This is a genomic window from Haloactinomyces albus (genome assembly GCF_031458135.1).
Classification (GTDB): domain Bacteria; phylum Actinomycetota; class Actinomycetes; order Mycobacteriales; family Pseudonocardiaceae; genus Haloactinomyces; species Haloactinomyces albus.
In genome coordinates this window covers 305,406-325,052 of sequence record NZ_JAVDXW010000001.1, presented here as the reverse complement: position 1 = coordinate 325,052, position 19,647 = coordinate 305,406, and the positions used below count along the sequence as shown (strand labels likewise).

The window sequence follows — 19,647 nt, the reverse complement described above, 5'->3', positions numbered from 1 at the left end:
GTGGCCCGCGCCCTGCTTGCGCTCCTCACGCGGGGATGTGGCTGGTGTCGCGCTCCCATACGCGGTGTCCTGCCAGGACCGAGGCGAACTGCTCGATGAAGTCCGAAGGCAGCGATCCGTCGGTGCCCGTGGCCGTGACGACGCCCTGGTCGGTCACGACCTGCTGCGTCTCATCGGCGTGGCGCACCCCGTTGACCCCGGCCCGCTGGAGCAGCGCCACGCCCTCCTGGCTGGCGGCCACGGGCTTGAAGTGCTTGTAGGCCTCGGTGACGAAGTGCACGCTGTAGCCGTCGCTGGACAGAGCCTGCACGCTCTCGCTGCTGCCCGGAACGATGACCGCATCGAACAGTACCGACGCCACGGTGTCGATGCGTGCGTTGACCGTCACGTGTCCGGATCCGTCGGCCTGTACCGAACCGCCCCGCAGGCTCAGGACCTGGGGGACTGCTCCTCGTTCGCTCAGTTCCTGCTTGATCTGCTCCACCTCGCCTGCGTCGACCCCGTCGGCGACGAGCACGGCCACCTGGCGGGTGGCGATGGTGTCTTTGACCGAGTTCGACTGGCTCAGCGCCGGCGAGCTGCGGCCGTGGTTGGTGCGCGCGGCCTCGGCGGGAGGCGTGACCCCGATGCCCTGGGCGACCGCGACGGCCAGATCGTGATCGACGTGGTTGAGGTGCTCGACGACTCCCTCGCGGATGTGGGTGTGCTCGACCTTGCCCAGTTCGAACCGGAACGCGGCGATGATGTGGTCCTTTTCCCAGTGGGCCATGCTGTTCCAGAACAGGGTGGCCTGGCTGTAGTGATCCGCGAAGCTCTCGCTGCGCTTGCTGATCTTGGCGCCCTCGACCTTTTCCTGGTAGTGCCGGAACACTTCCTGGTCACCGGCGAGCGCGGGGCATCCCCCGGAGAGGCTGTTCTTGTGATACGCCGCCTTGCTGGTGTGTATCCGCGTCTGGTGGAAGCCGTCGCGCTGGTGGTTGGAGACGTCGGCGACGGGACGGTTCACCGGCAGGTGCGCGAAGTTCGGCCCGCCCAGCCGGATCAGTTGTGTGTCGAGGTAGGAGAAGTTGCGCGCCTGCAGCAGTGGATCGTTGGTGAAGTCGATACCCGGCACGACGTTGGCCGTGTGGAAGGCGATCTGTTCGGTCTCGGCGAAGAAGTTGTCCGGGTTGCGGTTGAGCGTGAGCTTGCCGACCGGCTGGACCGGGACCTCCTCCTCGGGGATGATCTTGGTGGCATCGAGCAGATCGAAGTCGAACTCGAACTCGCGGGACTCGTCGACGAGCTGGACGCCGAGCTCCCACTCGGGGTAGTCGCCGTTGGCGATGGTCTCCCACAGATCCTGACGGTTGTAGTCGGAGTTCTTGCCCGCTGCCTTCTGGGTCTCGTCCCAGACCAGCGAGTGCGTGCCGAGCATGGGTTTCCAGTGGAACTTGACGAACGTTCCCCTGCCCTCGGCATTGACGAACCGGAAGGTGTGCACCCCGAATCCCTGCATCATCCGGTAGCTGCGGGGAAGCGCACGGTCCGACATCAGCCACATCATCATGTGCATCGTCTCGGGCTGCAGTTGCACGAAGTCCCACAGCGTGTCGTGTGCCGAGGCTCCCTGCGGGATCCCGGTGTCGGGTTCCGGCTTCACCGCGTGCACGAAGTCGGGGAACTTGATCCCGTCCTGAATGAAGAACACCGGCATGTTGTTGCCGACGAGATCGTAGTTGCCCTGGCTGGTGTAGAACTTGGTCGCGAACCCGCGTACGTCGCGCACGGTGTCGTTGGACCCCTTGGAGCCCTGCACGGTGGAAAACCGCACGAACACCGGCGTCTGCTCCTGCGGGTCGGTCAGGAACCGCGCGGCGGTGTAGTCCGAGAGCCACCCGCTGTAGGGCTGGAAGAAACCGTAGGCACCCGAGCCCCGAGCGTGCACGACCCGTTCCGGGATGCGCTCGTGGTCGAAGTGCATGATCTTTTCGCGATTGTGGAAGTCCTCCAGCAGCGTGGGGCCGCGCTCGCCCACGGTGAGGGCGTCGTCGGTGTGGTCGATCCGGACACCCTGCTGTGTGGTGAGGTAAGTGTCCTGCGGATCCTTGCGCTCGTGGTCGAGCTGTTCGTGCTTGTCGTTGGGCTGGGAACGCGACGTCATGACAACCTCCGGATACGGCGGACACCTGCCGATTTCCGGGTTCCCGCCGCGTGCGGCGGTTATGCGTGCCGTACGGACGCGATTGGCGCTCAGCCGAAGGCGGGAAGGTGCTGCAGCAGTTCGGGAGCCCCCGCTATGAGCAGGAAGCGCAGGGAACGGCCCGCGAAGCTCACGCCGAGAAAACTGATCCAGGCCATCCCGGTGGCACCCGAGACCAAACACATCAGGGTGAAGGGCGGGAGACCGACGACCGCACCGAGGAACAACACGCTCAGCCCCCACCACGGGCGCTCGCGCGCCTTGCCGTGGAACTTTTCCAGCCACAAGGTCCAGCGACCGTCCCGCTCGGCCCTGGCTCTGTTGCCGAGCCGTCTACCGAGGGTGATGCTTCCTCGCCCGGCCAGAAAGAACAGCATCTTGCCCGCCAACTGGCCGACGGTGGCAGCCAGCGCGAGTGCCCACCAGGACACGCCATCGACGGTGGAGACCACCCCGAGCAGGTAGAGCTCGATATTGATCACCGGGAAGACACTGCCGAGAGCGGCGGTGCCCACGGTGGCCATCAGCCAGCTGGTCATCGGGTGTAGCCGCTCGCCGGGATGGGGAATTGCCGCCCGAGCACGGACGGAAGGCGAGCGAGCATCGAGGCGAACTCCGGTGGGGTGGGGACGAGTGCCTGCTCGAGGATACCGGGAATGACCACGGCATCCTGCGATGGTGAAGCCTGGATTCGAGTGACCGAGAGGTGCCGTTGCGCACGGTGTGGGTGCTCGTGGTGGCTGCTGTGGTGTGGTGGGCACTCGCCACGGACGGAATCCGGGCCGATGTCATCAACAACACGGAGGTGAGCGGTATGGGCGAGTCGCTACTGCCGAAGTTGCGTGAACCGGACGAGCAGGAGGCGATCCGGTTCGGTGAGCGCGTGCTGAGCTATACCGCGCTCGCCACGGCCGCATCGGGTATTGCCGACCGCGTCGGGTCGTCCCGGCGTGTCGCGGTGTGGGCCACGCCGAGCGTGGAGACGTGCGTCGCCGTGGTCGGAGCCTTGTGCGCGGGCGCGGCGGTGGTTCCGATCAACCCGAAGTTGGGGCGGCGCGAGCTCGAGCACATCGTCGCCGACAGCGAGCCGGAGCTGCTCCTGGCCGAACCGGGAGTCGCCCCTGCGGAAGCGCTCGCATCGGTTTCCCTGCACACGGTGGAGCTCATGGCCGATTCCGAGCAGGGACGCATCGATCTTGCAGACGAACCCTCCGGCGAGTCCCCGGCCTTGGTCATTTACACCTCGGGTACCACGGGCGCCCCGAAGGGTGTGGTACTGCCGCGGCGGGCGATCCGATCCAATCTGGATGCCGTGGCCGAAGCGTGGGAGTGGACCGGTCGGGACGTGCTCACGCATGCGCTGCCGTTGTTCCACGTGCACGGATTGATCCTCGGTGTCCTCGGGCCGTTACGGCTGGGGGGTTGCGTGCACCACCTCGGCACGTTCTCCACGCGGGCCGTGGCCGAGGCACTCGCCGGCCCGGCCACGATGCTGTTCGGTGTTCCGACCATGTATCGGCGGCTCGCCGATGACGCCGAGAACGATCCGGCCATCGCGCGGGCCGTGGGCAGGGCCCGGCTACTGGTGTCCGGATCGGCGCCCCTGCCCGCGGTCGAACATCAGCGGATCGCGCGCCTGACCGGTCAGCAGGTCGTCGAGCGATACGGCATGAGCGAGACGATCATGAACTGCGGTGTGCGCGCCTGGGAGGATCGCAGGCCGGGGTACGTGGGAAGGCCGTTCGACGGTGTGGAACTCAAACTTGTCGACGAACAAGGGCACGACATCACCACCCGGGACGACGACACGGTCGGTGAAATCCTCGTACGCGGCTCGAACCTGTTCACCGAGTACCTGCACCGTCCGGAGGCCACTGCCGAGGCGTTCACCGACGGCTGGTTCCGAACCGGCGACATGGCCACTCGCGCCGCCGACGGCTATATCCGCATCGTCGGACGCAAGGCCACCGACATCATCAAAAGCGGCGGATACAAGATCGGTGCGGGTGAGATCGAAAACGTGCTGCTGGAACACCCGGCGGTGGCCGAAGTCGCCGTGACCGGTGAGCCGGATGCCGATCTCGGAGAACGGATCGTGGCATGGGTCGTGGCCGCCGAGGGGAGAACCGCCGACGAGGAGACTCTCGCCCACCACGTGGCCGATCTCCTCACCCCGCACAAACGCCCGCGCATGGTGCGCTTCGTCCGGGAGCTTCCGCGCAACGAAATGGGCAAGGTCATGAAAAAGGCCCTGGCCGACCGCGGCGCCTCCGCCCGGGCCGACCATGGTTGACCGGATCGGCGCCCGCCCCCTGATCGAACAGGTTTGCACACGGTTCCGGGAGTGGCGGCCCGAGCCGGTCACCGAGGCCGGACGGGATGGTCCACTGGAGTGGACGGGCTATGACGATCAGCGTTCCCTCGCTCGCAGGCGCACCGGTACCGACGAGTCGGTGGTGTGCGGTCACGCATGGATCGGCGCGCAGCAGGCGGTGCTGATCGCGTTCGAGTTCGGTTTTCTCGGGGGGTCCGTGGGTCAGGATGCGGGTGCGCGCATCGTGGCGGCGTTCGCCCGGGCACGGGAACTCGGTCTTCCGGTGGTGTCACTGGTGGCTTCCGGTGGGAGCCGGATCCAGGAGGGCATCTGTGCCCTCCGGCAACTTCAGCACATCACCCGGGCGTGCCTGTTGACCCGGCAGGCCGGATTGCCGCACATCACCGTGCTGCGGAACCCGACGACGGGCGGGATGTGGGCGTCGCTGGCAGCGGGAGCCGACCTTGTCCTTGCCGCACCGGCGGCCGCGGTGGCTTTCGGAGGAAGCCGTGTTCGCCACCAGGACGATCCGGATGACACGGCCTTCACCGCGGAAGGCAAGCTTTCGACAGGCCAAGCCGATCTTCTGGTCGAGGATTCCGAGCTCGCCGACGTGCTGGCCACGGCGCTGGAGCTGCTCGATCCGGCTCGACTGAACCCCTCGCCCGAACCCGCGGAGGTCCCTGCCGCGCTCGGGCAGGAAGACCTCCCGGACAGCGGCTGGGCTGCTGTGCAACGGGCCAGAGCGGAGACGCGGCCCCGGGCGAGCGCGTACCTGGACAGCTACTTCACAACGCGCTTTTCGATCGCCGGTGACCGGACAGGCGGCACCGACGCGGGGATGTGGTGCGGACTCGGTGAGCATCACGGGCGAACGATCGTGTACGCCGCGCAGACGGGGACGGCCACCACCCCGGCCGGTTTCCGTACGGCCGGAAGGGCCATCCGGCTGGCGTGCCGGCTCGGGTTGGCCGTGCTGACGCTGGTGGACACTCCCGGTGCCGCCAATACCGCGGAGTCGGAGCGTGCGGGCGTCGGCCCGGCCATCGCCGAGCTGTTCACGGCCGTTGCCGAAGCCACGGTTCCGATCACGACACTGGTGATCGGTGAGGGCGGCTCGGGCGGTGCCCTGGCTCTGGCCGCGCCGGAGCGGACCTGGATCACCCCGGATGCCTACTTCGCGGTTATCGCACCGGAATCCGGTGCCGCGATCCTCAAGCGCGGCCGCGAACACGTCGCCGAGGTGGCCGCCGGGTTGCGGTTGCGACCGCAGGACCTGCTGGAGCTGGGATTCGTGCGCGGTATCGCCTCGCCGGACCGGTAGGCGCGGCGCCCGTGCGGAAGTCCCCGGAAAGAATTGCCCGGGGCCGCCGGTATCGCTCTCCGGCGGACCCCCGGGGCGTTCCGGGGACGTGGTCTTCGACATGGTGGTTGCGGCGCCGCGAGGGGACGTCGGTTCCACAACCACCCATGCCGTCCTGCACACCTCTCCCGCACCCTACGCGGGTTGGCGCTCCTTCTTCTCCTCCTCCTGGACGAGATCCTGACCCCATGCCCGGCGCTCGGCCGTGTCGGGCTCCAGCGCGGCCATCGAAACCGGCGAGTTGACTCGCCGTGTCAGCCAGGACACCACCAGAATCGTGAGAAGACCGGCGACCATCGAGACCGTGCGGAACGGGAAGAGCACCGATCCGTCCTCGTACCATGGCCAGGGCAGGAACGGCTCCAACCCGAAAACCGGCGAGCCGCCGGAAAGCCGCAAGAAGAGTCCGACCAGGAAGCCGGAGATCGCCCCGATTCGGTTGGCGAACGGCACGAACAAGGCGCACACCAGCATCGGGAACAGCAGTACGTAGATCAGGTCACTGGCCAGGTACCACAGCTGGTAGACGCTGGCGACGTTGAGCGCCAGGATGGTCGCCGCCGCGCCGATCACCACGATCAGGCGGCGGATCGTCTTCTGCACCTGCTGCGCTTCCGCGTTCGGGCGGAGCAGACGGCGGTAGACGTTCCACCCGGCCACCGACGACGCGGACAGCACCGAGGAATCCACGCTGGACATGACCGCTGCCGCCAGGGCACCGAGGCCGAGCGCGGACACGGCGGTGGGCAGGAGATAGCGCAGCACATAGGGCAACGCCAACGACGGGTTCTCCAGCGGCGGAGCGCCCTCGGCCTGGAAGTTGGCCGCTGTGGCGATCACGCCGATCAGCACCGGAGGCACGGCGGCGAGGACGGCCACCACGCTCGCACCGATGGACAGGCGCCGGGCGACCTCCGGAGTACGCGCCGACAGGACACGCTGGAAGTAGACCTGCCACGGGATGCCCCCGAAGACCAGCAACAGGCCGGAGTCCCACCAGTTCCAGTAGGCGTGGCCCCAGGCCGGGTCATCCCACCCGGTCAGCGGTGGGAACAGCGCGGCGTAGGACTCGAAGTCCATGGTGTAGTTCGACCAGGCACCGCCCAGTCCGCCGACGCTGGCCGCGGCGAACGGGATCGCCACGGCGAGACCGATGAAGATCACCACGATCTGCACGACATCGGTGATGGCCACCGACCACATGCCACCGACCACGGTGTAGGCCACGGCGATGGCAGCCGACAGGATGATGGCGACGTTGAAGTCCAGCCCGATGATCGTGCCGAACGTGGTGCCCAGCGCGGTGAGGATCGCGCCGGTCCAGAAGATCTCGCCGAGCACGGCGGGAATTGCACCCAGACCCGCGGCGCGCTTGCCGAACCGGATGTCGATCGGGTCCAGCATCGTGGTGAATCGGCCGCGCCGCATCTTCTTGGCGAAGAACAGACCGCCGATGAGCAGGCTCAACGCGTAACCCCAGGGCGCCTGTGCCCAGGCGAGGCCGCTGGAGAAGGTGGCCTCGGTCGTACCGCTGATGTAGCCACCACCCACCCAGGTGGCCGTCATGGTGAACACGCCGATCCACAGCGGCATGTTTCGGCCGGCAACCATGGTGCCGGCCAGTCCACTGGCGCGTCGGGCGGCGACGAAGGCACCCAGCCAGTAGAACAGGGCGTAGAACACCAGCATCGCGATCAACCCGGGCCAGGACACCTGGGGTTGTGCGATGGCAACGTAGCTCAGGGCGAGCCCGAGTACGACGACGAAGACGCCGATCTTCAGCATGCCGCCGGTGTTTCGCCCGGAACCGGATGATCGCTCTGTCGGTTCGGTGTTCGTGTCTCTTTCCGCAGGCACGTTCGTCCTTCCGTCTTATCGTCAGAGCAGTTGAGGACCATAACCACGGAAAGCGTAGATGTACAGATGTACTAGTTACGTAAAGGTAACGGAGCGGCCATGCGATCTGCCCGGGTGGATAGCGGGGCAGTGGTGTGCCGGTGCGCCAAAGTCAAGGAAAAACCGCAGTTCACGGCGCTGTTGAGCGGGTGGTTGCGGCGGCAGGCGAGGAAGGGGTCGCGACTCCGTCGCAGAGAGGACGGTCACGGTGCGTTTGTTATCGGTGTCACCTCTCGGCTGGCGATTACTGCGCTGAGTAACTACCGATGGCTCCGGAGTGGTCGACAATGGGTTTCCGGCCGATTGCGGGGAGTCGGGAAAAGTCGATATTCGCGCTCGGACAAGGTGCTCCGGAATGCCTGAAAATCCGTTTCGACTTCTTCGGGAAAGTCCGATTTCTTCGCGGTCGGCGGGAACCTCGGCGGGCGCGGAGGACGGCGACACGACAACGGCAGGGCGAAATCGACGCGATGAAATCGATGTGCGGAAACCGACACGGGAAGACCTCACCCCGAATCCGTCGTTGCCGGAAGGGGAGAGCGCGGCCCGGAGTCCGGTGACGGGTCGGCTCGACGAGTGGACGAGTGGTTGTGGACGAGTGGTTGGCGGTTGTGCTGCTGCGCTGTGCGCGCGGCTTTCGGTGGTGGGCGGTTCGGCGCACGGTAAGAGCCGCCGAGCGCTTCGGAGGCGACGCAGCGCGACACAGTGGCTTCGGTCACACACAATTCGGTCAGGGAATGTCGCCGGGGCGGGTAGCGGCAAGGCGCTCAGGCCGGCAGCCGGAACGGAGGTGCTACCACTGATGCACACGGAAACGCACTCGGCAGCGGCCCATTCGGACAGCTGCCGAAGGGGTGCGGAACTGCCGACCACACCGTGCAGCGTGGTGTGGAGCGGTGGTCACTCGTACGTACTTGAAGGAGTGGGCGGTCGCTCGCTCTGGGCGGGCGTCGACGATCGGGGTCGCCCGCTCTTTCTGACCGATGCCGAACTCGAACGCAGGGGATGGAGCCATCCTCGGAACTGACGCGGGCGCCGCGATCGTGCTGAACTGCCATGTGGGATCCTGAACGCAAAGCGGGCACGGTGTGGTCCTACCCGGGTTGGGTCCCACACGGGGAGGGGTGCCCGCCGGCGTGAGCCGGCCCGGGCGGGAGCGGTCGCACAATGGTTCAGGGGAGGCGCTCGTGGTGCAGGATGCCGACGGCACTCCCGATCGAACCGCTGCCACGGGGAATCCTGCAGATCGGTCCGCAGCGGAACGGGCGTTCGATCATGAACCCGACCCGGGGCTGGCGCGGATCAAGGAAGCCGCAGCCGGGGTCTGGGACGACCCGTGGTGGACGCTGCCGAACCTGCTCAGCGTGCTCCGGCTTGCCGGGGTCCCGCTGTTTCTGTGGCTGCTGCTCGGGCCGCACTCCGACCTTCTCGCGCTGCTTGTGCTGGTGGCCAGCGGCATTACCGACTGGCTGGACGGCAAGCTCGCACGGTGGCTCGGTCAGTACAGCCGCCTCGGTCAGCTGCTGGATCCGGCAGCCGACCGTCTTTACATCATCGCGACTCTGTTCGCCTTCGTCCTGCGCGGCGTCGTTCCCTGGTGGGCCGCGACCGCGCTCATCGCCCGGGATGTGGTGCTGACCCTGTGCCTGCCGGTCCTGCGCTACCACGGTTATGAACCACCCGATGTCCACTATCTCGGCAAGGCGGCGACGTTCTGCCTGATGTACGCCTTTCCGCTGTTGCTGCTCGTGCAGGGTGACTTCTCCTTCGACGCCGTTGTCCGGCCGGTCGCCTACGCCTTCACGTGCTGGGGCGGGGCACTGTATCTCTGGGCAGGGGTGCTGTACCTGGTTCAGGTGATCGCCGCGGTACGGGTGGCGCACACCCACCGTGGCCGGTCCGGCCGGTTCGGCCGCGCCTGATGAAGCCCGTCGGCACGACCGGGTGGAATATCTTGCGATGTGGACAGCACAGCCAATAGGCTGATCCATCCCGTTGCATGAGCTCTGCCGTGACGGGATCCGACGAGTCAGACGAGGAAGGTGGAACCCAGGTGACCTCGGAAGGAACCAGGTACACCCAGGAGCACGAGTGGGTGTCACCCACCGGCGACGACGTCGTGCGGATCGGCATTACCGATTATGCCCAGCAGCAGCTCGGGGACGTGGTGTTCGTGCAGTTGCCCGATGTGGGCGAGCAGGTGGCGGAGGGTGCCACGATGGGCGAGGTCGAGTCGACCAAGAGCGTCTCGGACCTCTACGCACCTGTCGCGGGTGAGGTTGTTGCCCGAAACGAGCAACTCGACAGCCAACCCGAGCTGGTCAACTCACAGCCACGTGACGACGGGTGGATGGTCGATATCCGGCTGGCCGATCCCGCCGCATTGGAGCGGTTGCTCGACGAGGCAGCCTACCGGCAATTGATCGACCAGGGATGATCTTCCTTCCGGGGGGAATCCGGGAGTCGATATTGGGAGTCGCACGTCCGGCACGGTCCCCGACACGGTACGTTGGGTGACACTGGCACGACCCATCCGCTTAGAGGAGAGCTCAGGTGAGCACGAACGACGGGCCCGGCGACGTACCGCCGGAGCAGTCCTCGGAGACCACCTCGGTCTTCAGGCCCTTCCTCTCGGAGCAGGAAAATACCGAGAGCGCGTCCTCGGAGCCTGCCGCGTCCGGGGTCGATTCGCTGCCCGCCGGGTCCGCCCTGCTGGTGGTCAAGCGTGGCCCGAACGCGGGGTCGCGCTTCCTGCTCGACCGGGAGACCACCAGCTCCGGACGTCACCCCGACAGCGACATCTTCCTGGACGATGTCACGGTATCCCGCAGGCATGCCGAGTTCCGGCGGGAGGGCAACGACTACGTCGTTGTCGACGTCGGCAGCCTCAACGGCACGTATGTCAACCGGGAACCGGTGGATACCTCGGTTCTGGCCAACGGCGATGAGGTACAGATCGGCAAGTTCCGCTTGGTGTTTCTGACCGGACCGGTCGACGGGGACACGGGCCCCCGGTAACGAGTTGGGGGATCGAGCGGGGGGCGGTGTCGGACGGCACCGCCCCCGACTGTTGATGAACGGGGAACAGGGCCGGGTGCGGTGACCTGCCCCGATATTGCCGATTCGGGCTTTGTCCCGGCGGTCTCCCTTTGGGGCTCTGTCCGGAGGAAGCGGTGTATCGTGCGGGGGACTGCGCCTGCCGGGACGGACAGCGCTCGGTAGGGGTTTCGTGGCCCACAGAATGGGAATGGCGCGGTTGGCGGTGGCCGATGTTGGGTGTCTCCGCCGTATCGCGGGTAGCGTCGAAGGCGTCGGTGCGCGATCCTCGACAGGGATGTCACGCTTCGACGCGCTGGAGGAGGCGATTGGACGATGAGCAGCGAAATGCGCGTCGTCGGCGTGCGTGTGGAACTACCAGCCAACCAGCCGATCCTACTGTTGCGGGAGACCGAAGGTGAGCGTTACTTGCCGATCTGGATCGGATCGGTGGAGGCGACGGCCATCGCACTGGAACAGCAGGGTGTACGGCCTGCGCGGCCATTGACTCATGATCTGCTCAAGGACGTGATCGGAGCGCTCGGGCGTGACCTGGAGCAGGTGCGAGTCACCGATCTCCAGGAGGGCACGTTCTTCGCCGAACTCGTCTTCGACGGGGACGTGCGGGTATCGGCACGGCCGAGTGACTCGGTGGCTCTCGCGCTGCGGATCGGGGTGCCGATCCACGCTGACGAATCCGTGCTGGACGAGGCCGGATTGCTCATTCCGGATGAGCAGGAGGACGAGGTCGAGAAGTTCAAGGAATTCCTGGACTCGGTGTCGCCGGAGGATTTCCGGGGGGCCGACACCTGACCTGGTCGGCCGCGGCACCACCACGGGTCCTCTTCGGACCTCGGGAGCCGAAGGCGGCCTTCGATGACGGGAAGTTGCCGGGCGCGGGCGGCCGTACGACCGCCCGCGCGTCGCGTTGACCGCCTCCTGGCCCGAGCTTATCGTCGAAGTCACGCAATGTGCTCTGATGTGCTGTCGGTGGCAGTATGGACCCACGCGATGAGCTCGAGGCAGTGAATTCGACGAGGCAGTGAATACGGCACGGTGAATCCGATGCTCGGACAGGTGGCATCCCCGGATTGCGGTCTACCCGGGGTCTGGTGGTCGCCGGCTGGACGCCGGTCGAGGGGAGGCAGGCGTGGTTGAGCAAGCACCCGACCGGGATGCTGCGGTGGAGCAGGGAGAACTGTTTCCGGACGCCTCGCTGCCGGATGAGCTGGTCGGTTACCGCGGTCCGGCCGCCTGTCAGATCGCGGGCATCACCTATCGGCAACTCGACTACTGGGCGCGCACAAAACTGGTCGGTCCGTCGATCAGGCTCGCGGAAGGCTCCGGCTCGCAGCGGCTGTACTCGTTCAAGGACATACTGGTGCTCAAGGTCGTCAAACGACTGCTGGACACCGGGGTCTCGCTGCACAACATTCGCGTTGCGGTGGACCATCTCCGGCACCGCGGAGTCCGTGACCTGGCCGGGATCACCCTGTTCAGCGACGGTACGACGGTCTATGAGTGCACCTCCGCCGAAGAGGTGGTGGACCTGCTGCAGGGTGGCCAGGGCGTGTTCGGCATCGCGGTCAGCGGTGCCATGCGCGAGATCACTGGAACGATTCACGAGTTCCCCGCCGAGCGGGCGGACAGCGCCGAACAGCTCGACGGAGCAGAGGACGAACTCTCCAGACGCCGTCGCGATCGCCAAACGGGCTGAGCTATCAGGTAGGCTTCGGGGAGTCGCAGACCCCGTACGGGAGAGTTCGCTTCGGCTGCCAGTCGGAGCGGCGCCGAAGGAGCAACCTTCCCCGACAACCTCTCAGGCCTATGGACCGTACGGGCGAGATACCTCTGGAAAGAGGGTCGGTCCCCACCGGGTGACAGGCCCCGCCGACGGTGCAAGCTCGGCCACGCCGAGTGAAGCTCTCAGGCGTCCGCTTCGCGGACATTGACAGAGGGGGAGGGCAGTACTTCCGCGAGTGCTGCCTGCCCCTGGCTGCAATGCCCGCGATGATGGAGGTTGGGCGATGACCGACGTGACCAATGACCGCATTCCGCTCGCCGCTCTCGAGCACGGGACTCCGTTCGCCGATCGCCATGTCGGACCGATGCCTGCAGAGCTGGCCCGGATGCTGGACGTGATCGGTGTCGGTTCCCTGGAAGAACTCGGTGAGCACGCTGTGCCTGCCGGCATTCGCGAGCGCGACCTGCGGATGGCGCTGCCGGAGCCGGCCACCGAAGCCGAGTCGCTGGACGAACTGCGCGAGCTGGCCCAGCGCTGCCACCCGCACACGGAAATGATCGGCCTGGGCTATTACCCGACGATCACCCCACCCGTGATCCGCCGCAACGTGATCGAAAACCCTGCCTGGTACACCGCTTACACGCCGTACCAGCCGGAGATTTCCCAGGGACGTCTCGAGGCGTTGCTGAACTTCCAGACGATGGTCGCCGACCTCACCGGTGTGCCCGTGTCGAACTCGTCGATGCTCGACGAGTCCACGGCCGCCTCCGAGGGGATGACCCTGGTGCGGCGCGCGGGCAAGTCCAAGTCGCCGCGTTTCGTCGTGGACGCCGATACGCTGCCACAGACCCGCTCCGTCATCGAAACGCGTGCCGAACCCCTGGGCATCGAAATCGTGGTGGCCGATCTCTCCGAGGGCGTCGCGGGACTGCCCGATGGTGAGTTCTTCGGTGCGCTGCTGGCATACCCGGGGGCCTCGGGTGTGCTGCGGGATCACGAAGCGCTCATCTCCGAGATTCACCAGCGGGGTGGGATGGCCGTGGTCGCGGCCGACCTGCTCGCACTGACACTGGTTCGCGCGCCGGGTGAGATCGGCGCGGACGTCGTCGTGGGCACCAGCCAGCGCTTCGGTGTGCCGATGGGCTTCGGCGGTCCCCACGCCGGATACATGGCAGTGCGCAAGGGGCTGGAACGCCAGTTGCCCGGCAGGCTGGTCGGGGTCAGCGTCGACGCCGATGGCGATCAGGCCTACCGGCTCGCGTTGCAGACTCGGGAACAGCACATTCGCCGGGAGAAAGCCACCAGCAACATCTGCACCGCCCAGGTATTGCTGGCCGTGGTGGCCTCGATGTACGCGGTCTACCACGGTCCGGCCGGTCTGCGGGCGATCGCGACGCGCACGCACCGGATGGCCGCCGTGCTCGCTGCCCAGTTCCGCCATGGCGGGATCGAGGTTCTCGGGGACAGCTTCTTCGACACCGTTGTCACACGGGTGCCGGGCCGAGCGGACGAGATCGTGGCAGCGGCCCGGGACTCGGGAGTCAACCTTCGCCGTGTGGATGCCGACCACGTCGGCATCAGTTGTGACGAGACGACCGACCGTGACCATCTTGCCAAGGTGTGGCAGGCCTTCGGTCTGACCGGTACCGATCTGGCCGATGTCGATGATCTCGACGCCTCGATTCCGGACGCGCTGCCCGATGCATTGCGGCGCAGCTCGGAGTATCTGACGCACCCGGTGTTCCACCAGCACCGCTCGGAGACCTCGCTGCTGCGTTACCTGCGCAGGCTCTCCGATTCCGATGTGGCACTGGATCGCAGCATGATCCCGCTGGGCTCGTGCACGATGAAGCTCAACGCGGCTGCCGAGATGGAGCCGATCACCTGGCCGTCCTTCGCCAATATTCACCCGTTCGCGCCCGCAGCGGACGCCGAGGGGCTGCTGAAGATCGTGCAGGATCTGCAGTCGTGGCTGGCCGAGATCACCGGTTACGACGCGGTGAGCCTGCAGCCCAACGCGGGCAGTCAGGGCGAGTTCGCGGGTCTGCTGGCCATCCGCGCCTACCACCACAGCCGTGGTGAGTCGCAGCGCGATGTGTGCCTGATCCCGGCGAGTGCGCACGGCACCAACGCGGCGAGCGCGGTGATGGCCGGGCTGCGTGTGAACGTGGTGCGCTGCGACGACTCCGGCAACATCGAGATGGACCACCTGAGTGAGCTCGTCGAGAAACACCGCGACGACCTCGCCGCCATCATGATCACCTACCCGTCCACGCACGGCGTCTACGAGAACACCGTGCAGAACGTCTGCGGGATGGTGCACGATGCCGGCGGGCAGGTCTATGTCGACGGGGCGAACCTCAACGCGCTGATCGGGCTGGCTCGGATGGGCAAGTTCGGTGCCGATGTGTCGCACCTGAACCTGCACAAGACCTTCTGCATTCCGCACGGCGGCGGTGGGCCCGGCGTCGGCCCGATCGGCGTGGGTGCGCATCTGGCGCCGTTCCTGCCGAACCACCCGCTGCAGCCGGAGGCGGGCCCGGAGACCGGTGTGGGGCCGATCAGCGCCGCTCCGTGGGGCAGTGCGTCGATCCTGCCGATCTCGTGGGCCTATGTCCGGATGATGGGCTCCGACGGCCTGCGTCGCGCGACACTGACCGCCGTGGCTTCGGCGAACTACGTCGCCCGGCGCCTGGACGAGTACTTCCCGGTGCTCTACACCGGCTCGGGTGGGTTCGTCGCTCACGAGTGCATCCTCGATCTGCGTCAGGTCACCAAGGACAGCGGTCTGAGCGTGGAGGACGTCGCCAAGCGGCTGTGCGACTACGGCCTGCACGCGCCGACGATGTCGTTCCCGGTGGCCGGCACTCTGATGGTGGAGCCGACCGAGAGCGAGAACCTCGCCGAGCTGGACCGGTTCTGCGAGGCGATGATCGCCATCCGCGCGGAGATGGACAGGGTCGCGGCCGGGCACTGGTCCGTCGACGACAATCCGCTGGTGCACGCACCGCATACCGCTGCCTCGCTGGCGGGGGACTGGGATCACGCCTACGGTCGTCAGGAGGCCGTCTACCCGATGGGCACCGATGCGGCCAAGGTGTGGCCACCGGTCCGGCGGATCGACGGTGCGCGCGGGGACCGCAACCTGGTGTGCTCCTGCCCGCCGCTGTCGGCGTACGAAGGGTGACCGGCCGGTACGATCGGTGACCCCGTCGACTACCGTTGGCGACTTCACCTGAAAAGACTTCGAGAGGGGTTGAGCTCATGCTCACCATCAGCGAAGACGCAGCTGAGGTCATCAAGGTCGTCCTGTCGGGAAATGAATCTCCCGAGGGGGCCGGTCTGCGGATCGCCACACCCGAAAGTGGCGATGTGAACGAGGGTCTGCTGGCGTCGGTCGTCGCCGAGCCAGAGGGCAACGACCAGGTTGTCGAGGCCGAGGGCGTGCGCGTCTTCCTCGATCAGCAGGCGGTTTCGGTACTGGGTGACAAGACCCTGGACGCCGAGCGCGATGACAACGGCGAGGTCGGTCTGACCGTTCGGGAGTGAGTCGGGTGCCCGCCGGACACGGAGTTGCTTCGGTCCGGCGGGCCCATCCCGGTGCGCCTCATTCCGTGCACCGGATGTTTTCGACGGGAGCCGCAGCAGACGTGTCGGCCCAGGTGAGCACTCCGCGACAGAGGTCGATCAACCGTTGGCGCAGGTTCGCGGATTCCTCGGCGAAGGCACGCTGCCTGCGCACGTATTCCGCGCGCCCTTCGGGCGTCTCGATGGGAACCGGTGAGTAGCCGAGGTCACCGAGGTCGTAGGGGCTGGCACGCATGTCGAGTTCCCGGACCCGTGCTGCGAGGTCGAAGCAGTCGGCGACCAGTTCGGCGGGCACGAGTGGATCCAGCTTGTAGGCCCACTTGTACATGTCCATGTTCGCGTGCAGGCAGCCCGGCTGTTCGAGTTGCACCTGGTCCTCGCGGCGAGGTTGCAGAGTATTGCGCGGTCGTGCCTGATCGGTGAAGAAGCGAAATGCGTCGTGGTGGGTGCACCGGATCCGCATCGACTCGACGACTTCGTCGGTGCCCTGGTGGCCCAGCCGTAGTGGCCGGCCGGTATGGCGCACGTCATCCGGGTCGGTCCGGTACACCATCGCCCACTCGTGCAGCCCGAAACATCCCAGCTGCGCCGGACGTGCTGCGGTCGCGGTGAGCAGCGAGAGTACGAACTCCACGGTGCTGCGCCGGGAGGGGGTCAGCACAGCCGGGTCGACCATGATCCCGTCGTCGGTTTCGATGTAACCGCGCCGTTCGAGGAACTTCCCGCCACCGGCCAGGGCCACGCCGTAGCCGGGTTGCCAGCGCTCCAGCCGCGAGGGGCGGTGCGAGTAGTAGGTGAACAGGAAGTCCATCACCGGGTGCGCCTCGCCGCGCTGCTTGCGGCGGCGGTGCGGTTCGGTCCACCGGGATACCCGCGCGTGATGTGCCGCCTCCCGCTCGCACCATTCGCGTTCGGACAGCACCGACTTCGTTTCCGACACGTTGCCCCAGAGTAAGTCAGGTGACGTGGGTGCTGTCGCGCACGGTGCCGACATATTCTTCGACGAGATCCTCCAGCGCGACCACGCCCAGCGGGCTGCCGGAGTCGTCCACGGCGGTGGCGAGATGACTGCGGGAGCGTCTCAGCGCGGTCAGCGCATCGTCGAGGCGGGCCTGCACGGCCACGGTCGGGAGCGCTCGCACGCGCGTGGGCATCACGGGGGTCTCCGGCGCGGTGCCTGCTTGGTCGAGCACATCCTTGACGTGCAGGTAGCCCAGGATCTTGCCGCCGTCGGCGCAGACGGGGAACCGGGAGAAGCCGGTGGCCGACACGGCCTGCTCGACATCGCCCAGGGTCGGGTCGCGGGGCAGGGTGGTCAGGTGTTCCAGCGGGATCAGTACGTCGCCGACGGTGTTTTCCACCGATGACAGTGTTTGCGCCAACCTGCGGTGCTCGGACTGATCGAGCAGGCCTTCCCGTCGGGACTCGCCGAGCAGCTCGGCGAGTTCGGAGGAGGTGTAGGCGGTCTCCAGATCGCTTTTGGGCTCGACCTTGAGCAGCCGCAGCACCGCGTTGGCCATCATGTTGAACACCGCGATCAGCGGCCGTGCCAGCTTGACGAAACCGACCAGCATGGGCACGAACCACAGCGCGAGCCGCTCCGGGTCGGCGATGGCCAGGTTCTTCGGCACCATCTCGCCGACCAGCACGTGCAGCACGACCACGATCGCCAGTGCGATCGCGAAGGACACGGTATGCAGCACGGCGGGCGGAATCGGGATGGGCCCGAGGAGCTTGCCGAGCTGGTGGGCCACGGCGGGTTCGCCGAGACGCCCCAGCCCCAGCGAGCACAGGGTGATGCCGAGCTGGGCGCTGGTCAGCATCAGCGAGCCCTCCTGGCTCGCGTTGATGACGGTCCTGGCTCGGCCGATGCCCTGTTCGAGCAGGGCTTCCAGCCGGTCGCGGCGTGAGGACAGCAGCGAGAACTCGGCGCCGACGAACAGGGAGTTCAACAGCAGTAACAGGACCGCGAGAGCCAGGGCGAGTCCGTCGCTCATCGCGACACCTCCTGTCGGTCGCCCGCCATCTCGGAGGTGGGACGGATTGCGGTGCTGTCCTGCTCGTGAGTCAGGCGCAGCTCGGCGATGCGATGGCGGTCCATCCGGGTGACGGTCAGCCGCCAGTCGCCGGTGTCGATGCCGTCCTCTTCGGCCGGGATCCGGCCGAGTTCGGCCAGGACGAGCCCCGCCACGGTTTCGTAGTCGCCGTCGGGCATCGTGAAGCCGGTGGCCTCTTCCAGTTCGTCGGACCGCAGCAGGCCGGAGATGAGCCAGTTGTCGTGATCCACCGCGCGTACGGCGGCGACCTCGCGGCGGTCGTGTTCGTCGCGGACGTCGCCGATGATTTCCTCGATGACGTCTTCGAGGCTGACGATGCCCGCCGTGCCACCGTATTCGTCGACGACGAGTGCCAGTTGCAGCCCGGATCCGCGCAGCCGGTTCAGCAGCGCGTCACCGTCGAGGGTTTCGGGCACGGTCGGCACGGGCCGGGTCAGTGAGCCCACGCGGGTACTCGCGCGCTGGTCGAGCGCCACGCCGAAGGCCTGTTTGACGTGCACGACCCCGTGCACCTCGTCCAGGTCGCCACTGTGCACGGGAAATCGGGAGAATCCGGTCCGCCGTGCGGCCTCGAGCAGGTCATCGACGCCGGCCTCCGCCGTCAGCGACTCCACCCGTACGCGCGGAGTCATCAGCTCCTCGGCGGAGCGATCGCCGAATCGCAGCGACTTGTCCATCAGCTCCGCGGTGGACTCGTCGAGCGTGCCGTGCTCGGCGCTGGAGCGCACGATCGAACCGAGTTCGTCCGGAGAGCGAGCCGAGCGCAGTTCCTCCTGCGGTTCGATGCCCAGCCGGCGCACGAGCCGGTTCGCGCTGTTGTTCATCCCGTCGATCAGCGGGCGAAAGACCCGCGAGAACGCCGAGTGGTATCCGGACACCGCGCGGGCGGTGGGCAGCGGCCGCGCGATCGCCAGGTTCTTCGGCACCATCTCGCCGAAGACCATCGACAGCGTGGTCGCCAGCAGGATGGCCAGGGTGAGCGAGAACGCCCCCGCCACCGCATCGGGCAGCCCCATGCCGGTGAAAGCCGGACGCAGGAGATCACCGATCAACGGCTCGGCAACGTAACCGGTGACCAGTGTGGTCAGCGTGATCGCGACCTGGGCACCGGAGAGCTGAAACGACAGCGTGCTGTGTGCCCGCTGGACCGTTCTGGACCGCCGGTCACCGACCTCCGCCGCGTGTGCGTCGATCGTGCTGCGTTCCAGGGAGGTCAGGGAGAACTCGGCGGCGACCGCCAGTGCGGTACCGAGCGTGAGCACTCCGACGAACAGCAGACCGAGGATCGCCAGTACGAGGTCCATCAGCGGTCACCCCGAGAGTGGGTCCTCGCCCGCTGGCCTGGGGAGCCGGGTCTTCGCCCCGGCCTGGTACTGCCGTCGGTCGATGGTGCCTCGGGCACTGACGCCCTCACTCCTTTGCTGTGGATACGTTCGCCGGGAACCGTCACTTGGTCGGAACTCGTCG

16 protein-coding genes and 1 riboswitch are annotated in these 19,647 nt (G+C 67.0%); of the genes, 9 read left to right on the top strand and 7 right to left on the bottom strand.

Features of this window, described 5'->3' with window-relative positions:
• Positions 1-25: 25 nt before the first annotated feature.
• From JOF55_RS01525 to JOF55_RS01515, 3 genes are all read right to left on the bottom strand, one after another.
• Entirely contained in the window at positions 26-2,143 is a 2,118-nt protein-coding gene (locus JOF55_RS01525; RefSeq protein ID WP_310268398.1) for a catalase, read from the bottom strand.
• A gap of 89 nt (positions 2,144-2,232) precedes the next feature.
• Positions 2,233-2,721, bottom strand: a complete 489-nt coding sequence (locus tag JOF55_RS01520; protein ID WP_310268396.1) for a VTT domain-containing protein — start codon at positions 2,719-2,721, stop codon at positions 2,233-2,235.
• Positions 2,718-2,846 (bottom strand): hypothetical protein, encoded by a 129-nt coding sequence (locus JOF55_RS01515; RefSeq protein ID WP_310268394.1) that lies wholly within the window; start codon positions 2,844-2,846, stop codon positions 2,718-2,720. The genes JOF55_RS01520 and JOF55_RS01515 overlap by 4 nt, the downstream gene beginning before the upstream one ends.
• 150 nt (positions 2,847-2,996) lie before the next feature.
• Here JOF55_RS01515 and JOF55_RS01510 point away from each other — a divergent pair, with 150 nt between their 5' ends.
• The gene (locus JOF55_RS01510) at positions 2,997-4,475 is read left to right on the top strand and encodes an acyl-CoA synthetase (protein WP_374727346.1); all 1,479 of its coding nucleotides are present in this window, start codon (positions 2,997-2,999) and stop codon (positions 4,473-4,475) included.
• Complete coding sequence (locus JOF55_RS01505) at positions 4,468-5,820, top strand: carboxyl transferase domain-containing protein (protein WP_310268388.1); 1,353 nt, start codon at positions 4,468-4,470, stop codon at positions 5,818-5,820. Before JOF55_RS01510 ends, JOF55_RS01505 begins: the two co-directional genes overlap by 8 nt.
• A 174-nt stretch (positions 5,821-5,994) precedes the next feature.
• Here the strand turns inward: JOF55_RS01505 and JOF55_RS01500 are convergent, their stop codons facing one another.
• Complete coding sequence (locus tag JOF55_RS01500) at positions 5,995-7,644, bottom strand: high affinity choline transporter 1 (RefSeq protein WP_310268385.1); 1,650 nt, start codon at positions 7,642-7,644, stop codon at positions 5,995-5,997.
• Between the two features lie 1,403 nt (positions 7,645-9,047).
• Here JOF55_RS01500 and clsA point away from each other — a divergent pair.
• The 7 genes from clsA to JOF55_RS01465 all read left to right on the top strand — a co-directional run bounded on the left by clsA (position 9,048) and on the right by JOF55_RS01465 (position 16,084).
• Positions 9,048-9,677: a cardiolipin synthase ClsA gene (gene clsA / locus JOF55_RS01495; RefSeq protein ID WP_374727345.1), complete on the top strand. Its 630-nt coding sequence runs from the start codon at positions 9,048-9,050 to the stop codon at positions 9,675-9,677.
• Between the two features lie 131 nt (positions 9,678-9,808).
• Positions 9,809-10,192, top strand: a complete 384-nt coding sequence (gcvH, locus tag JOF55_RS01490) for a glycine cleavage system protein GcvH (protein ID WP_310268381.1) — start codon at positions 9,809-9,811, stop codon at positions 10,190-10,192.
• A 116-nt stretch (positions 10,193-10,308) separates the two neighbouring features.
• Positions 10,309-10,773: a glycogen accumulation regulator GarA gene (garA, locus tag JOF55_RS01485; RefSeq protein ID WP_310268378.1), complete on the top strand. Its 465-nt coding sequence runs from the start codon at positions 10,309-10,311 to the stop codon at positions 10,771-10,773.
• A 354-nt stretch (positions 10,774-11,127) separates the two neighbouring features.
• Complete coding sequence (locus JOF55_RS01480) at positions 11,128-11,604, top strand: bifunctional nuclease family protein (RefSeq protein WP_114454972.1); 477 nt, start codon at positions 11,128-11,130, stop codon at positions 11,602-11,604.
• 337 nt (positions 11,605-11,941) lie between these two features.
• Positions 11,942-12,508, top strand: a complete 567-nt coding sequence (locus JOF55_RS01475) for a MerR family transcriptional regulator (RefSeq protein WP_310268369.1) — start codon at positions 11,942-11,944, stop codon at positions 12,506-12,508.
• Between the two features lie 27 nt (positions 12,509-12,535).
• Positions 12,536-12,636, top strand: a riboswitch (glycine riboswitch).
• A gap of 182 nt (positions 12,637-12,818) precedes the next feature.
• Positions 12,819-15,722 carry an aminomethyl-transferring glycine dehydrogenase gene (gene gcvP, locus JOF55_RS01470; RefSeq protein WP_310268366.1) on the top strand — a complete coding sequence of 968 codons (2,904 nt, stop codon included), beginning with the start codon at positions 12,819-12,821 and terminating at the stop codon, positions 15,720-15,722.
• A gap of 77 nt (positions 15,723-15,799) precedes the next feature.
• On the top strand, positions 15,800-16,084 hold the full coding sequence (locus tag JOF55_RS01465; protein WP_310268363.1) for a HesB/YadR/YfhF-family protein: 285 nt from the start codon (positions 15,800-15,802) through the stop codon (positions 16,082-16,084).
• Between the two features lie 58 nt (positions 16,085-16,142).
• Here JOF55_RS01465 and JOF55_RS01460 read toward each other — a convergent pair whose 3' ends face one another.
• Genes JOF55_RS01460 through JOF55_RS01450 form a run of 3 tightly spaced genes read right to left on the bottom strand, consistent with a single transcriptional unit; the run spans position 16,143 to position 19,484 of the window.
• Positions 16,143-17,063, bottom strand: coding sequence for a 3-methyladenine DNA glycosylase (locus JOF55_RS01460; protein ID WP_310268360.1), 921 nt, complete (start codon positions 17,061-17,063; stop codon positions 16,143-16,145).
• A 16-nt stretch (positions 17,064-17,079) separates the two neighbouring features.
• Complete coding sequence (locus JOF55_RS01455; protein ID WP_310268357.1) at positions 17,080-18,120, bottom strand: hemolysin family protein; 1,041 nt, start codon at positions 18,118-18,120, stop codon at positions 17,080-17,082.
• Complete coding sequence (locus JOF55_RS01450; protein ID WP_310268355.1) at positions 18,117-19,484, bottom strand: hemolysin family protein; 1,368 nt, start codon at positions 19,482-19,484, stop codon at positions 18,117-18,119. The genes JOF55_RS01455 and JOF55_RS01450 overlap by 4 nt, the downstream gene beginning before the upstream one ends.
• Positions 19,485-19,647 lie beyond the last annotated feature (163 nt).

Bases quoted from the DNA above. Each gene is read 5' to 3' on its own strand.
- JOF55_RS01520 (WP_310268396.1), bottom strand. From the start codon at position 2,721: ATGACCAGCTGGCTGATGGCCACCGTGGGCACCGCCGCTCTCGGCAGT.
- JOF55_RS01505 (WP_310268388.1), top strand. From the start codon at position 4,468: ATGGTTGACCGGATCGGCGCCCGCCCCCTGATCGAACAGGTTTGCACA.
- gcvP (WP_310268366.1), top strand. From the start codon at position 12,819: ATGACCGACGTGACCAATGACCGCATTCCGCTCGCCGCTCTCGAGCAC.
- JOF55_RS01455 (WP_310268357.1), bottom strand. From the start codon at position 18,120: ATGAGCGACGGACTCGCCCTGGCTCTCGCGGTCCTGTTACTGCTGTTG.
- JOF55_RS01480 (WP_114454972.1), top strand. From the start codon at position 11,128: ATGAGCAGCGAAATGCGCGTCGTCGGCGTGCGTGTGGAACTACCAGCC.
- JOF55_RS01465 (WP_310268363.1), top strand. From the start codon at position 15,800: ATGCTCACCATCAGCGAAGACGCAGCTGAGGTCATCAAGGTCGTCCTG.
- JOF55_RS01525 (WP_310268398.1), bottom strand. From the start codon at position 2,143: ATGACGTCGCGTTCCCAGCCCAACGACAAGCACGAACAGCTCGACCAC.
- JOF55_RS01450 (WP_310268355.1), bottom strand. From the start codon at position 19,484: ATGGACCTCGTACTGGCGATCCTCGGTCTGCTGTTCGTCGGAGTGCTC.
- JOF55_RS01500 (WP_310268385.1), bottom strand. From the start codon at position 7,644: ATGCTGAAGATCGGCGTCTTCGTCGTCGTACTCGGGCTCGCCCTGAGC.
- JOF55_RS01510 (WP_374727346.1), top strand. From the start codon at position 2,997: ATGGGCGAGTCGCTACTGCCGAAGTTGCGTGAACCGGACGAGCAGGAG.